This window comes from Pandoraea commovens (assembly GCF_902459615.1).
Classification (GTDB): domain Bacteria; phylum Pseudomonadota; class Gammaproteobacteria; order Burkholderiales; family Burkholderiaceae; genus Pandoraea; species Pandoraea commovens.
Genome location: NZ_CABPSA010000007.1, coordinates 89,413 through 103,079, shown reverse-complemented (window position 1 = coordinate 103,079; position 13,667 = coordinate 89,413). Strand labels below are relative to the sequence as shown.

The window sequence follows — 13,667 nt, the reverse complement described above, 5'->3', positions numbered from 1 at the left end:
CCGCGTCAGGCCTCCACCGCCTGACGCCGGTAATCTCCCGGACGCGCCCCCGTCCATTTCCGGAACGCCCGGAAGAACGCGCTTGGATCGGCGAAGCCCAACGACAGCGCAATTTCCAGCATCGGCTTGGACGTGTGGCACAGCGCGTGAATCGCAAGATCGCGTCGCAACTGATCCTTGATCGACTGGTATGACTGTCCCTCGTCTTCCAAGCGCCGGCGCAACGTCGACGGGGTCGTGTGAAACTCGCCCGCCAACGCTTCGAACGCGGGCCAGCTGTCGGTCGGCATGGTCTTCAGTCTGCGTCGCACCCGCGCCACCATCCCCTTGGTGTTCTTGTACTTGAGGATGATGTTGCCCGGCGCGGCCCGCAGAAAATCCTTCACCGTGACTTCGTTTTGCACGACCGGCAAGTCCAGACAGGCAGCGTCGAATTCGATAGCGGTATGCGGAGCACCGAAAACCAACCGCGCCGAATACATGGTTCGGTACTCTTCGCTGTAGACCGGTTCGTCAAAGGCAAAGTACGCCGTTCCCAACGTCACGCGCCGTGCGATCAGCCAACAGGTGAGGGCGTAGAAGAGAATCAGCAGCGTCTCGTGTCCGAAGATGCGCGGCGCTTTTGCATCCGGCCGCTCATGAACTTCAAGCCGGGCCAGTGCGCCGTCGCGCACCAGATGCATCTCCAGATCGTCGAGCAACAACCCCATGAAGCGGCAGGCACGCTGCAACGCCTGTTCCAGCGTGTGGCAGGCGACGACGCTGTGACACAGCATCGCAAAACTGCCGACCTTCATGCGTCGCGAATCCTGTCCGAAGAACTCGTCGTCCAGTGCGAGACTGATCAGCCGCCACAGATGCGCGTATCGATCCGCCGAGACACGCCCCTGAGGATGCGCGAGCAACGACGGGGCGATATCCGCGGCGCGCAGCAATGCCGTTGGATCGCCGCCGAGTCGCTCGACGTGCGCCAATGCGTTGATCACAAAATGAATCGAAATACTGCCTTTTTCCATGCGTCGCGAATCGGAGCCGGCGGAATGCCGTAGCAGGGGGACGCAGGAATTCTAGCAGTGCGGCCCCTGTCGGCGCTTCCGTCGCCGTCCGAAACGCTGATCGGAGTATTCCGAAATCGCGGATTTGGCAGATTTGGCGCGGTTGGTGGACTTAGCGTTTCGATTGCAGCCTAAGACGTCGAGACTTCCCTGGGCTTACTTCGGTGCCATGCGCAATGCGCCGTCAAGACGAATGACCTCGCCGTTGATCATGGTGTTCTCGACGATGTGTCGCACCAGTGCGGCGTACTCCGACGGACGTCCCAGACGCGGCGGGAAAGGTACCGACGCACCGAGCGCAGCCTGCACCTCGGGTGTCATGCCAGCCATCATCGGTGTTTCGAAAATCCCCGGTGCAACGGTCACGACACGTACGCCCAGTCGCGCCAGCTCACGCGCGGCGGGCAAGGTCAACGCGGCGACACCCCCCTTGGACGCCGCATACGCCGCCTGACCGATCTGCCCGTCGAACGCTGCGACCGATGCGGTGTTCACGACGACGCCGCGTTCGCCTTCGGCATCCGCTTCACCCTCGGCCATCGCCGCAGCCGCAATGCGCAGCACATTGAACGTGCCGATCAGGTTCACGTTAATGACGCGCGCGAAGCTCTCGAGCCGGTGCGGTCCCTGCTTGCCAAGAATGCGCTCGCCAATGACCATGCCCGCGCAGTTGACCACACCGTTCAGCGTGCCGAAGGCACTTTTCGCCGTGTCGACGAGGCGCTGCACATCGTCTTCGCGCGTGATGTCGGTCGCGACGAAGCGCGCGGCCTCGCCCAGCGCGTCGGCCTGTTTGGCACCGGCTTCGGCGTTGATGTCGCCGAGCACGACTTTGGCACCTGCGTCGACGAACATGCGGGCGGTTGCTGCACCGAGCCCAGACGATGCGCCGGTGACGAGAAAGACACGGTCCTTGATTTGCATTGCGAATCCCGAATAAGTAAAAGGTGGCGCTCAGGCCGCATTGGCCGACGCTTGCGCGGCCTTGGCGATTTCCTGATTGCGCAGAATGAAGCGCTGAAGCTTGCCGCTCGGCGTCTTGGGCAGTTCGGTCACGAATTCGACTTCGCGCGGATACGCGTGCGTCGACAGTCGATGGCGAACGTGTTCCTGCAATTCGCGGGCGAGGGCGTCCGACGGCGCGAACTGGGCGTGCAGCACGACGAATGCCTTGACCAGCTCCGTGCGCTCGGGGTCCGGCTTGCCCACTACGGCCGTTTCGACCACAGCGGGATGTTCGATCAGCGCGCTTTCCACGTCGAACGGACCGATGCGATAGCCCGCCGACGTGATGACGTCGTCGTTACGTCCAACGAAGCTAATGCTGCCGTCGGCGTTGCGCTCGACGGTATCGCCGGAAAGGTAGTAGTCGCCCATGAACGCAGGCGTCTCCCGCTCCCAGTAGCCGCCGAACCACATCAGCGGCGATTGCTTGCGGTCCAGCGCGAGTACGCCCGGCTGGCCGACAGGGCACTCCCGGCCTTCGTCGTCGAGCACCACGACACGGTGCCCCGGCGAGGCAAAGCCCGCAGCTCCCGATTGCACCGGATGCGAGAGCGCGTGATGGTTGCAGACCACCATGCCCAGTTCCGTCTGGCCGTAATGGTCGTGAATGGTCACACCGAGATGTTCGGCGAACCAGCGAATGACTTCCGGGTTCAGCGGTTCACCGGCGCTCGACACGGCGCGCAGCCGCCCCTTAACGGGAGTCGCCGCCTTTTCGCCGCCAGCGATGAGCAGACGAAATGCCGTCGGTGAACCGGCGAGGTTGGTGATACCCAGCTTGTTGATGATTCGGTACGTGCTCCCGACGGTGAACGGCCCGTCATAGAACGTCGTGGGAATCCCCATCGCGAGCGGTCCTGTGACGGCGTAGTACAGCCCGTATGCCCAACCCGGGTCGGCAATGTTCCAGAAGGTGTCGGTCGTACGCAGATCGACGGCGTCGCGCATATAGCCCATGAACGCCATGATCGCGCGCAGCGGCACCATTACCGGCTTGGCCGCGCCCGTCGTGCCAGAAGTGAACATCATCATGAAGGGATCGTCGCCCCGGCGCATCACTGGGTCGAACACCTCGTCGTGGTGCTCTACCTCGTGCCAGAAGCTGAAGTCACCGCGTCGCACACCCTGACCGCGAGGGCCGCCGACCGTCGCGACCGGCGGGCAGTTGGCGACTTCGTCGAGCTTCGCCCGGTTGGTCGCGTCGGTAATCACGAGCTTGCTCTGTGCGCTTTGCAGACGGTGTTCGATCGCCTTCGGCCCGAACGCCGTGAAGAGCGGCTGATACACCGCGCCCGCGCGCCAGGTGCCGAGAATCGTGATGAGTAATTCCGGCGTGCGAGGCAGCAGGCCGCTGACACGGTCGCCGGGCTGCACACCCTGTTCGCGCAGGAAGTTGGCGAAGCGCGCCGACAGGGTTTGCAGCACTTTGAACGTCCAGGTCTGGCTCGTGCCGTCCTTGCCTTCCCAGAACAGAGCGATGCGCCCGGGCAGGGCGTGGCGGTCGCAACATTCGACACAGGCATTCATCGCGTCGAGGTTGCCGTCCAGCGTGGCGCGCACGGTGGCGTCGAGGTCGAACGCCTCATAGGCTTGGGCGTAATCCGCAGTCATGGGTTGTCTCCTGTAGTCCGATGCCGGTCGGCAGCGCGCCTGCGATGCAGTGACCTCCGAGCGCTTCGCCGACCGCCCGCGGCACCGTCTGTTCTCGGGTGCGACGCTCGCGGGCAAGGGGAAATTCATCGTAATGGGTGGCGTTGGCGGCAGGCAATGTCCAATCGGGTCAGAGTTCGTGAGGGATTTATCCACTCCGCAAACAGGGGATATCGCCCCGCGTCAGGCGTACCCTGGGCGTTGTCCGGTAAGGCCTGCGGCGATTCCTTGCGGCCATGAGGGTTTGTCCCGAGCCCAATACAGACGATTCCGATGGCAATTCTGCTCATCCAATTTGCCGTTTTTGGCTATGGTGCCAACGGGGCGCGATCCCTACACTGGACCTATCGATAGGCGAAAGACGTCGACGATTTTTACCGCGATTCTTAACGCGATTCTTCCCGATAACGTTCCGATAACGTCACGGCGCAGGAGACAGAACATGGATTTCTACACCGAAGACCAACGCATGATTCGCGACATGGCGCGTGCGTTTTCCAGCGAGCAGCTTGCGCCGAACGCAGCGCAGTGGGACCGCGAGTGTGCCTTGCCCGACGCGATGGTCGCGCAGATGGGCGAGCTTGGCCTGCTCGGCATGATGGTGCCTGAACAGTACGGTGGCTCGTACACCGATTACACGGCGTATGCGCTGGCGATGGAAGAAATTGCGGCAGGTTGCGCTTCCACGGCCACGATGATGTCCGTGCACAACTCGGTCGGCTGTGCGCCGATCCTGAAGTTCGGCAACGACGCCCAGCGCGCGCGCTGGCTGCCGGATCTGGCGGCAGGCCGCAAGATCGGGGCGTTCTGTCTGACCGAACCGCAAGCCGGGTCGGACGCCAGCAATCTGAAGACGCGCGCCGAGCGTCGGGGCGACAAGTGGGTGCTCAACGGCAACAAGCAGTTCGTGACGAATGGCAAGCGCGCGGCAGTGGCCATCGTGTTTGCAGTGACCGATCCTGCGGCGGGCAAGCGTGGCATCTCGGCCTTCATCGTGCCGACCGATACGAAGGGATTCGAGGTCGGGCGTCCCGAGCACAAGCTGGGCATTCGTGCGTCGGACACCTGTCCGATCACACTGGTCGACTGTGAGGTCGGCGAGGACGCCATGTTGGGTGAGCCGGGACAGGGTCTGAAAATCGCGCTATCGAACCTTGAGGGTGGGCGCATCGGGATCGCGGCGCTGGCGCTTGGCGTGGCGCGCGCCGCGTTCGAGGCGGCGCTGCAATATGCGAACGAGCGTCAGCAATTCGGCAAGCCGATTCGCGAGCATCAGAGTATCGCCAACATGCTGGCCGACATGACGACCCGCATCAACGCGGCGCGCTTCCTGATCCTGCACGCAGCAGCGCTGCGCACACAAAGCTTGCCCTGCCTGACGGAGGCGTCGCAGGCAAAGCTTTTCGCGTCGGAACTGGCGGAGTGGGTGTGCACGCATGCCATTCAGATTCACGGCGGTTACGGGTATCTGGAGGACTATCCGGTCGAGCGCTTCTATCGCGATGCCCGCATCACGCAAATCTACGAAGGCACCAGCGAAGTCCAGCGGCAGGTGATCGCCCGCGCACTGGATTGAGGAGGAGGGCAAGTGAATCTGCACGATGGCGCTGTCGAGGCGCAAGACGAAGTGTTGTTCGACGTGATCAACGGGTTCGGTGTGATCACGCTCAACCGGCCGAAGGCGCTGAACGCCATCACCCACGGCATGGTGGGCGCTATGTGGCGACAACTGAGGGCGTGGAAAGACGACCCCATGGTGCGGGCGGTGCTGATCGAAGGGGCGGGGGAGAAGGCGTTCTGCGCTGGCGGCGATGTCCGCGCGCTATACGACAGTCGTGTGAACAACGCTGACGCGCATCAGGCGTTCTTCGTCGACGAGTATCAGCTCGATTATTTGATTCACCGATATCCGAAGCCATATATCGCCTTGCTCGATGGCATCGTCATGGGCGGTGGCATGGGTGTCGCGCAGGGTGCGGCGCTACGCATTGTGACCGACAGAACGAAGCTTGCGATGCCGGAGACGGCCATCGGCTTGTTCCCCGATGTCGGCGCAAGTTGGTTCCTCGGGCATCTTGCGCCGACGCTGGCGCGCTATCTCGGCCTGACCGGAGCAACCATTGCGGCGGCCGATGCGCTCTACTGCGGACTCGCCGATGTCTGGCTTGAAGGCGATGCCCTGGCGCAACTGCGCGAAGTGCTCCTGAAGTTCGAATGGTCCAAGGACGATGCGAGCGCCACAGATCACGGTAACGACGCGTTGCTCGCGCGTCTGCGCGCCGCTATTGTGCCGCTGGGGCATACGTCGTCGGACGCCGCGCCGCTTGCTGGCGTAAGAGCGTCGCTCGACCGGCATTTCAGCGCCCTTGACGTGTCGGGCATCGTGGCGTCGCTGACGGACGACGTCGATAACCCGTGGGCGGTCGAGACACTGGCGCTGCTTCGCCAACGCTCTCCGCTCAGTCTGTGCGTGACCGACCGGCAATTACAGAAGGGGCGACGCCTCGATCTGGCCGACGCTTTCCGGATGGAGCTGGTGCTTGGCTATCACGCATTCGCGTCCGGCGATTTCGTCGAGGGCGTCCGTGCGCTGCTGATCGACAAGGACAAGCAACCCCGTTGGCGCTTCGCCACATTGGACGACGTGCCGACGACTGAGGTCGATGCCTTCTTCGTTTCACCGTGGCCGGAAGGGGAGCATCCACTGAATGCGCTAGGCAGGGATTGAACTCGGGCAAACGCATGCGACAATGCCGGTTTTGCGGGGGACCGCACAATCCGTTGGAGTCCAGATGCTCGTCGAAATCGCCCGTCTGCTGCTAGACCTTGTTTTCTCGCTATTCGGCGCTTTATTGCTTTTGCGTGTGTGGATGCAGGCGACTCGGCTGCCCCCGCGCAATCCGCTCTCTCAAGGAGTGTTCCAGTTCACCAACTGGATCGTATTGCCGCTGCGGCGTGTCGTGCCGGGCGTTGGGGGGATCGACTGGGCATGTGTGATCGGCGCGTGGATCGCGGCGATCCTCTATCTGGTACTGATCACGGCCGTGGTGGGGGTGTCGCCGGTCACGGTGTTCCCGCGTGGCTTGCTGGTGGCGCTGGTGCTCGTCGCCAAGTGGGGCGCGAATCTGGTGATGTGGCTCACGCTGCTGATGGCCGTGCTGTCGTGGGTCAATCCGCGTGCCACGGCGATGCCGATTCTCCAGCACTTGCTTGACCCGCTGCTGCGCCCGCTTCGCCGCGTCATTCCGATGCTCGGCGGCTTCGATCTTTCGCCGCTGGCGCTGTTCCTGCTGATGCAGATTCTGCTGATCGTCCTCGCGCGCTTAAGCCTCTTCTTCGCGATGCTCTGACGCATTGACGTTCGTGTTCGCGGGCAGCGTTGCTGCCTGCGGCACTCAGGATGCCTCAGGCGTCACAGTTCCCTCACTGGCAACGTCTCTCATGCCAGGCTCCGCGTGTCGCGCGGCAGTCGTCGCCAGACGCGGCGCTTCCATGCGCTCTCCGCCCGAACGTTCCAATCCAAGACGACGCAACACTCTGTGGCCGTCTTCGGTCACGCTCACTTTCGTTTGTCCCTCGTCCATCGCCACATGCACCAGACGCGCTTGTTCCAGCGCGGCGAGGTCGGGCGGTTCCAGCGCATCGGCATCGATGGGGCCCAGAGATGCGGCCGCCAGCAACAGCGTGGCGATTTCATGCGGGCTCAGCATGGTCATGCTCCTTGAGGCGATAGCTTTCGCGTCGGCGCGATTCGTTCGGTCACAGTAACGGACGAATGTAAGCCCGCGACTACGCCATGTTTACTGCACGTTACGACTCGCCTCCGACCAAGCCTCCCCAGGCGGTCCAGTGACTGTCCTGTGAATCTGTTACCTGACGATTGAGTGATATCGAAGCGATATCTGAGTGACGCTGCGCGACGCTTATGAACCGACGCGCAGTGAAACCGTACTTCAGCGTCGGATCGCAAAGCCGCCGGCAAGTTCGTGCATTCGGGTTTCCCCTAGTATGCCCGCTTTTTACGTATGACGGAGGTCATGCCCCCTTGTTTTGACAGGGTTTGCGGGCTATGGAGGAGAAATACACCTGTGCTGAAGGCTCGACCGGCAGCATTTGAACTATTTTTTTTCTTTTGACGGGGTGCCGATGAAAATATACTTTCCTTCACTCCGAAGGATGGATGCATTTCATTTTCATGATCGACGCCGATTCGTTGCCCGCCGACTTGCCGCTCACTGAGCGCATCGTGCGAGCCATGCCCGAACTGACGCCCGCGCAGCAGCGCATGGCGGCGTTCGTGCTCGACAATACGTTTCGTGCCGCGACCATGCGCATCGACGAATTTGCCGACGCCGTCGGCGTGTCGCTCGCGACCGTCAACCGTTTTGCCCGCGCGCTCGGCTTCGACGGCTACCCGCAATGCCGTGCGGCGATGGTCCGCGGCTACGAGGCGACGCTGGCCCCTATCGAAAGCCTGCGCACGAGCAAGGCACAGGCGAGCGACAGCGCGGACGTGATGGCCGCGTCCCTTGCACAGGCCATCGAGAATCTGGACTGGACTCGCCGCGCGCTCGACGCCGGTACGTGCGAGCGCGCCATCGAGTCGATTCTGCAAGCGCACCGCATTTACGTGCTGGGACTGGGAGCGAGCGGTTATCTCGCCGGTCTGCTGCATCACGGTCTCGATCCCTATTGTGAAAACGTGCAGTCGGTCGTCGGCGCAGGCGGATCGACGCATGCCGCACGCCAACTGTTCAAACTGCGCGAGGGCGATCTGGTGATCGCGCTCGGCTTCCCGCGCTACGTCTCCGACACGGTGACGCTGTGCCGTCGCCTGCGCGGGCGTGGCGTGTCGGTGATGGTGCTCACGGACAGTCCGACGTCGCCGCTGGCACCGCTGGGCGATATCGTCCTCTTCGTGCGCAGCAAGCCGCGCCTGTCGAGCAACTCCGAGGCGAGCGTGCTGGCGATGATCGATGCCATCTGCGACGCCGTCGCGCAACGCGCGAAACACGCGGTGGACCGCGCTACCGAACTGACCGATTTCCTGCTGCCGTGGATCGACTCTGCGTCGCAAAGTCCGTCGAACGCCGCCGCTGCGGCGACGACCAGCACGCTGGGCGCACCGAATCCGGTCCATCAGACCGCATCCCGACATTCGAGTCATGCCAGCACGGCGTCCAGCGCGACGCCCGTCAGTCTGGACAGAAAGGACAACGCATCATGAGCCACGCCCAACGCGCGGTCATCGCCATTCACGGCGGTGCCGGAACGATCAGCCGCGACACGTCGCCCGAAGAACTCAAGGCGTATCACGAGGCCCTGGCCGAAGTGCTGCGCGCCGGTCAGGCTGTGCTGGCGGCCGGCGGCTCGGCGCTCGACGCCGTCACCGTGGCCGTGCAGCACCTCGAAGATTGCCCGCGCTTCAATGCCGGACGTGGTGCGGTCTTCACCCACGAAGGCACGCACGAACTCGACGCCGCGATCATGAACGGCACGACGCTCGACGCCGGCGCCATTGCCTGCGTTCACCGTGTGCGCAACCCGATTCTGGCGGCCCGCTCGGTGCTGGAGCACAGCCCGCACGTGCTGCTCGTGGGCGAGGGCGCGGAAGCCTTCGCTGCGGCAAACGGGGCCGAACTGGTGGATCCCGAGTACTTCTTTACCGAAGCGCGCTATGCCCAGTTGCAGCGCGCGTTGGCGAGTGCTGCGGTGTCGCTCGATCACGATATGCCGCTCAAGAAAGAGCCCATCGATCCGGACACGAAGTTCGGCACGGTCGGCGCAGTCGCCTGCGACATGCACGGCCATATAGCCGCAGCGACCTCCACGGGCGGCATGACGAACAAGGCCATTGGCCGCGTGGGCGATTCGCCGCTGATCGGCGCGGGCTGTTACGCGAACGACGCCACGGCCGCCGTTTCGGCGACGGGCACGGGTGAGGCGTTCATTCGCGCCGTCGCGTGTTACGAAGTGGGCGCGCTGATGGCCTACGCAGGTCTCTCGCTGGCCGATGCGGCCGAGCGCGTCATTCGCGAGCGTCTGCCGCGTGTGGATGGCCGCGGCGGTCTGATCGCCGTGGATGCACAGGGCAACGTGGCGCTGCCGTTCAACACGGAAGGGATGTATCGCGGGGTGGCCCGTGTCGGCGAGACGCCGGTGACGGCCATTCACGAATAACGTCCGCGACTAATGTCAATGAATAAGGCCTGACGTCTCCGGACGGCAGGCAGGACAGGGCGACACCGGAGACGGCATCGCCCTTGGCAACAGATTCGGCAAGTGAAGATTAGCGAGGACAGGCGTGGCTGAGCGTAAGACAACCCCAACCATTTCGTTGCCCGACGAGCGTGTGCTCGACGTGAGCGGCATCTCCGTGCAGTTCGCGACCTCCGAGCGCGTGGTCACGGCCGTGCGCGACCTGTCCTTCCACGTCGACCGGGGCGAGACGCTCGCCATCGTCGGCGAATCCGGCTCGGGCAAGTCGGTGACGTCGCTGGCCGCCATGCGTCTCGTGGAAAACGGTGGCGGACGCATTACGCAGGGCACGATGATCATGCGCCGTCGCAACGGCAAGCTGGTCGACCTCACGCGCGCAAGTGGCCACACCATGCGCAGCATCCGGGGTGCCGACATGGCGATGATCTTCCAGGAGCCGATGACGTCACTCAACCCGGTGTTCCCGGTCGGCGAGCAGATCGCCGAGTCGATTCGTCTGCACCAGGGCAAGGACGCCGCCGCCGCGCGCGCAGAAGCCCTGCGCATGCTCGAACTCGTCCGTATTCCCGAAGCGCGCCGCGTGCTGGGCCGTTTCCCGCACCAGCTCTCGGGCGGCATGCGTCAGCGCGTGATGATCGCGATGGCGCTATCGTGCAAGCCGGGTTTGCTGATTGCAGACGAACCGACCACAGCTCTCGATGTGACCATTCAGGCGCAGATCCTGCAACTGATTCGCGCGTTGCAGGACGAGATGCATATGGGCGTGGTGTTCATCACGCACGACATGGGGGTGGTGGCCGAGGTAGCCGACCGCGTGCTGGTCATGCATCGCGGCGATAAGGTCGAGGAAGGCAAGTCGGCGGAAATCTTCTCCGCACCGCGCGAGCGCTACACGCAGGCGTTGCTCTCGGCCGTGCCGCGTCTCGGTTCGATGCACGGCACCGATCTGCCTGCACGCTTCCCGCTGCTGCGCTACGACGCACCACCCGATGCGAAGCCTGTTGCCGAAACGCCCCAGCCGACGGTGAAGACGGACGCCGGTCCGATCCTGCGCGTGAAGGATCTCATCGCGCGCTTCGACGTGCCATCGGGCCTCTTCGGACGCGTGAAACAACGCGTGCACGCCGTTGAGCGCGTGAGCTTCGATCTGTATCCCGGCGAGACGCTGGGCCTCGTGGGCGAATCGGGTTGCGGTAAGTCGACGACCGGCCGTGCGCTGCTGCGTCTGGTCGCCAGTCAGGGCGGCTCCATCGAGTTCGGCGGCAAGCCGATTCACGATCTCGCAGGCCGTGCCTTGCAGACGCTGCGCCGCGATATCCAGTTCATCTTCCAGGACCCGTTCGCGTCGCTCGATCCGCGTCTAACGGTGGGCTTCTCGATCATGGAACCGCTGCTGGTGCATGGTGTGGCGAGCGGCGCCGAAGCCGAAAAGCGCGTGGCCGAATTGCTGGAGCGCGTGGGCTTGCCCGCCGAGTATGCTCAGCGTTATCCGCATGAATTCTCGGGCGGTCAGCGTCAGCGTATCGCCATTGCGCGTGCACTGGCGCTCAAACCCAAGGTCGTGATCGCCGACGAATCCGTCTCGGCGCTCGACGTCTCCGTGCAGGCCCAGATCATCAACCTGATGCTCGACCTGCAAAAGGAGTTCGGTATCGCGTTCCTGTTCATCTCGCACGACATGGCAGTCGTGGAGCGCATCAGCCACCGCGTGGCGGTGATGTTCCTCGGCCAGATCGTCGAGATCGGTCCGCGTCGCGCGATTTTCGAGAACCCGCAACACCCGTACACGAAGAAGCTGATGTCGGCGGTGCCGATTGCCGATCCGGCGCGTCGTCACACCAAACGCGAACTGCTCACGGAAGAGATTCCGAGTCCGATCCGCGCGCTGGGCGACGAGCCGCAAGTGCAGCCGCTGGTCGAAGTCGGCGCGGGGCACTTTGTCGCGCGCCATCGCGTGGCCGGTGCTTACTGATGCGCTTGACGCGGATGTCGTAAGCAGAACCCGTTTTCCCCGGGTGCGATCGCTTCGCGCCCGGTAGTTTCAGGCAGTACCTTTTGCTGTTCATGTTGTCACCATAATGACCGCCAAGTGGCGCAGTCGAACGACTCGCCCGGGGCGACCCCGTCAGACCAGAAGGAGAAAGACAGATGTCGAAAAACGTTTTGTTGGGCGCTCGCTGGAAAACCGCGCTCGCGTCCGTCGCTGTGGCGTCCGCCGTGTTCGGTGCAGCCCCGGCGTTCGCCGCCAAGGATGTCGTGATGGCCGTGCAATCGACCTTCACGACGATGGATCCGTACGACGCGAACGATACGCTGTCGCAGGCCGTCGCCAAGTCGTTCTACGAGGGCATGTTCGGTTTCGACAAGGACATGAAACTCATCAATGTGCTGGCCGATAGCTACACGGTCTCGCCAGACGGTCTTGTCTACACGATCAAGCTCAAGTCGGGCGTGAAGTTCCAGGACGGCACGAACTTCGACGCCGCCGCCGTGAAGGCGAACTTCGACCGCGTGACGAACCCGGACAACAAGCTCAAGCGCTACAACCTGTACAAGGAAATCGCCAAGACGGAAGCCGTCGATGCGCACACGGTGAAGTTCACGCTCAAGGAGCCGTTCTCGCCGTTCATCAACACGCTGGCGCACCCGTCGGCCGTGATCATCTCGCCCGAAGCGCTCAAGAAGTACGGTAAGGACATCGCTTCGCACCCGGTCGGCACCGGCCCGTTCGAATTCGTCGAATGGAACCGCACCGATTACGTGAAGGTGAAGAAGTTCGACGGCTACTGGAAGAAGGGCTATCCGAAGGTCGACACGATCACCTTCAAGCCGGTGGTGGACAACAACACGCGCGCGGCCGTCATGCAGACGGGCGAAGCCGGTTTTGCTTTCCCGGTGCCGTATGAACAGGCAGATGGTCTGAAGGCGAGCGGCAAGGTGGACGTGATCGCCGGTCCGTCGATCATCCAGCGCTACGTGAGCTTCAACACGAAGCAGAAGCCGTTCGACGACGTGCGCGTGCGTCAGGCCATCAACTACGCCATCAACAAGGAAGCGCTGGTGAAGGTGGCCTTCGCAGGTTACGCCACGCCGGCCGACGGTGTGGTGCCGAAGGGCGTCGACTACGCAGCGAAGACCGGCCCGTGGCCGTACAACCCGGCCAAGGCCAAGGAACTGCTCAAGGAGGCCGGTTACCCGAACGGTTTCGAGACCACGCTGTGGTCGGCCTATACGTACACCACGGCGCAGAAGGTGATCCAGTTCGTGCAGCAGCAACTGGCGCAGGTCGGCATCAAGGCGCAAGTGCGCGCGCTCGAAGCCGGTCAGCGTGTCGAGCTGGTCGAGTCCGCACCGGACCCCGACAAGGCCCCGGTGCGTATGTACTACGTGGGCTGGTCGTCGTCGACGGGTGAAGCCGACTGGGCGCTGCGCCCGCTGCTGAGCTCGGAATCGTTCCCGCCGAAGCTGTTCAACACGGCGTACTACAAGAACGAAGCGGTCGACGCGGACTTCAACAAGGCGCTGCTCACGACGGACCGCGCCGAGAAGACGAAGCTGTACACGGACGCACAACAGAAGATCTGGAACGATGCGCCCTGGGCGTTCCTCGTGACGGAAAAGCTGCTGTACGCACGCAACAAGAACCTGAGCGGCGTGTACACGATGCCTGACGGTTCGTTCAACTTCACCGACATCTCGATGAAGTAATCGCGCGGCACGTGTGCGCCCCGGAATGCC

Annotated in this window: 11 protein-coding genes; 7 read left to right on the top strand and 4 right to left on the bottom strand. The window is 63.3% G+C overall.

Features of this window, described 5'->3' with window-relative positions; all coding sequences use genetic code 11:
• Positions 1 to 5: 5 nt before the first annotated feature.
• The 3 genes from PCO31010_RS19270 to PCO31010_RS19260 form a co-directional block, all read right to left on the bottom strand.
• Entirely contained in the window at positions 6 to 1,016 is a 1,011-nt protein-coding gene (locus PCO31010_RS19270) for an AraC family transcriptional regulator (RefSeq protein ID WP_150665689.1), read from the bottom strand.
• 195 nt (positions 1,017 to 1,211) lie between these two features.
• Positions 1,212 to 1,979, bottom strand: a complete 768-nt coding sequence (locus tag PCO31010_RS19265; protein ID WP_150665688.1) for an SDR family NAD(P)-dependent oxidoreductase — start codon at positions 1,977 to 1,979, stop codon at positions 1,212 to 1,214.
• 30 nt (positions 1,980 to 2,009) lie between these two features.
• Positions 2,010 to 3,671: an AMP-binding protein gene (locus PCO31010_RS19260; protein WP_150665687.1), complete on the bottom strand. Its 1,662-nt coding sequence runs from the start codon at positions 3,669 to 3,671 to the stop codon at positions 2,010 to 2,012.
• Positions 3,672 to 4,152: 481 nt separating this feature from the next.
• Here PCO31010_RS19260 and PCO31010_RS19255 point away from each other — a divergent pair, with 481 nt between their 5' ends.
• The 3 genes from PCO31010_RS19255 (at position 4,153) to PCO31010_RS19245 (ending at position 7,060) form a co-directional block, all read left to right on the top strand.
• On the top strand, positions 4,153 to 5,286 hold the full coding sequence (locus PCO31010_RS19255) for an acyl-CoA dehydrogenase family protein (RefSeq protein WP_150665686.1): 1,134 nt from the start codon (positions 4,153 to 4,155) through the stop codon (positions 5,284 to 5,286).
• A 12-nt stretch (positions 5,287 to 5,298) separates the two neighbouring features.
• Positions 5,299 to 6,438, top strand: a complete 1,140-nt coding sequence (locus PCO31010_RS19250) for an enoyl-CoA hydratase/isomerase family protein (protein ID WP_150665685.1) — start codon at positions 5,299 to 5,301, stop codon at positions 6,436 to 6,438.
• A 64-nt stretch (positions 6,439 to 6,502) separates the two neighbouring features.
• A complete protein-coding gene (locus PCO31010_RS19245) occupies positions 6,503 to 7,060 on the top strand; it encodes a YggT family protein (RefSeq protein WP_150665684.1) in 558 nt (185 codons plus the stop codon).
• Positions 7,061 to 7,105: 45 nt separating this feature from the next.
• Here PCO31010_RS19245 and PCO31010_RS26680 read toward each other — a convergent pair whose 3' ends face one another.
• Positions 7,106 to 7,420 (bottom strand): hypothetical protein, encoded by a 315-nt coding sequence (locus PCO31010_RS26680; protein WP_174984949.1) that lies wholly within the window; start codon positions 7,418 to 7,420, stop codon positions 7,106 to 7,108.
• A gap of 470 nt (positions 7,421 to 7,890) precedes the next feature.
• Here PCO31010_RS26680 and PCO31010_RS19235 point away from each other — a divergent pair, with 470 nt between their 5' ends.
• The 4 genes from PCO31010_RS19235 (at position 7,891) to gsiB (ending at position 13,637) form a co-directional block, all read left to right on the top strand.
• The gene (locus tag PCO31010_RS19235) at positions 7,891 to 8,937 is read left to right on the top strand and encodes a MurR/RpiR family transcriptional regulator (protein ID WP_246184687.1); all 1,047 of its coding nucleotides are present in this window, start codon (positions 7,891 to 7,893) and stop codon (positions 8,935 to 8,937) included.
• Positions 8,934 to 9,890 (top strand): isoaspartyl peptidase/L-asparaginase family protein, encoded by a 957-nt coding sequence (locus PCO31010_RS19230; RefSeq protein ID WP_150665683.1) that lies wholly within the window; start codon positions 8,934 to 8,936, stop codon positions 9,888 to 9,890. Before PCO31010_RS19235 ends, PCO31010_RS19230 begins: the two co-directional genes overlap by 4 nt.
• A gap of 124 nt (positions 9,891 to 10,014) precedes the next feature.
• The gene (locus PCO31010_RS19225) at positions 10,015 to 11,901 is read left to right on the top strand and encodes a dipeptide ABC transporter ATP-binding protein (protein ID WP_150665682.1); all 1,887 of its coding nucleotides are present in this window, start codon (positions 10,015 to 10,017) and stop codon (positions 11,899 to 11,901) included.
• Between the two features lie 176 nt (positions 11,902 to 12,077).
• A complete protein-coding gene (gene gsiB, locus PCO31010_RS19220) occupies positions 12,078 to 13,637 on the top strand; it encodes a glutathione ABC transporter substrate-binding protein GsiB (protein ID WP_150665681.1) in 1,560 nt (519 codons plus the stop codon).
• Positions 13,638 to 13,667: the final 30 nt, after the last annotated feature.

What these genes read in the sequence shown, in the direction of transcription:
- PCO31010_RS19265 (WP_150665688.1), bottom strand. Translation starts at nt 1,979, where the DNA reads ATGCAAATCAAGGACCGTGTCTTTCTCGTCACCGGCGCATCGTCTGGG.
- PCO31010_RS19245 (WP_150665684.1), top strand. Translation starts at nt 6,503, where the DNA reads ATGCTCGTCGAAATCGCCCGTCTGCTGCTAGACCTTGTTTTCTCGCTA.
- PCO31010_RS19255 (WP_150665686.1), top strand. Translation starts at nt 4,153, where the DNA reads ATGGATTTCTACACCGAAGACCAACGCATGATTCGCGACATGGCGCGT.
- PCO31010_RS19260 (WP_150665687.1), bottom strand. Translation starts at nt 3,671, where the DNA reads ATGACTGCGGATTACGCCCAAGCCTATGAGGCGTTCGACCTCGACGCC.
- PCO31010_RS19235 (WP_246184687.1), top strand. Translation starts at nt 7,891, where the DNA reads ATGCATTTCATTTTCATGATCGACGCCGATTCGTTGCCCGCCGACTTG.
- PCO31010_RS19270 (WP_150665689.1), bottom strand. Translation starts at nt 1,016, where the DNA reads ATGGAAAAAGGCAGTATTTCGATTCATTTTGTGATCAACGCATTGGCG.
- PCO31010_RS19230 (WP_150665683.1), top strand. Translation starts at nt 8,934, where the DNA reads ATGAGCCACGCCCAACGCGCGGTCATCGCCATTCACGGCGGTGCCGGA.
- gsiB (WP_150665681.1), top strand. Translation starts at nt 12,078, where the DNA reads ATGTCGAAAAACGTTTTGTTGGGCGCTCGCTGGAAAACCGCGCTCGCG.
- PCO31010_RS26680 (WP_174984949.1), bottom strand. Translation starts at nt 7,420, where the DNA reads ATGCTGAGCCCGCATGAAATCGCCACGCTGTTGCTGGCGGCCGCATCT.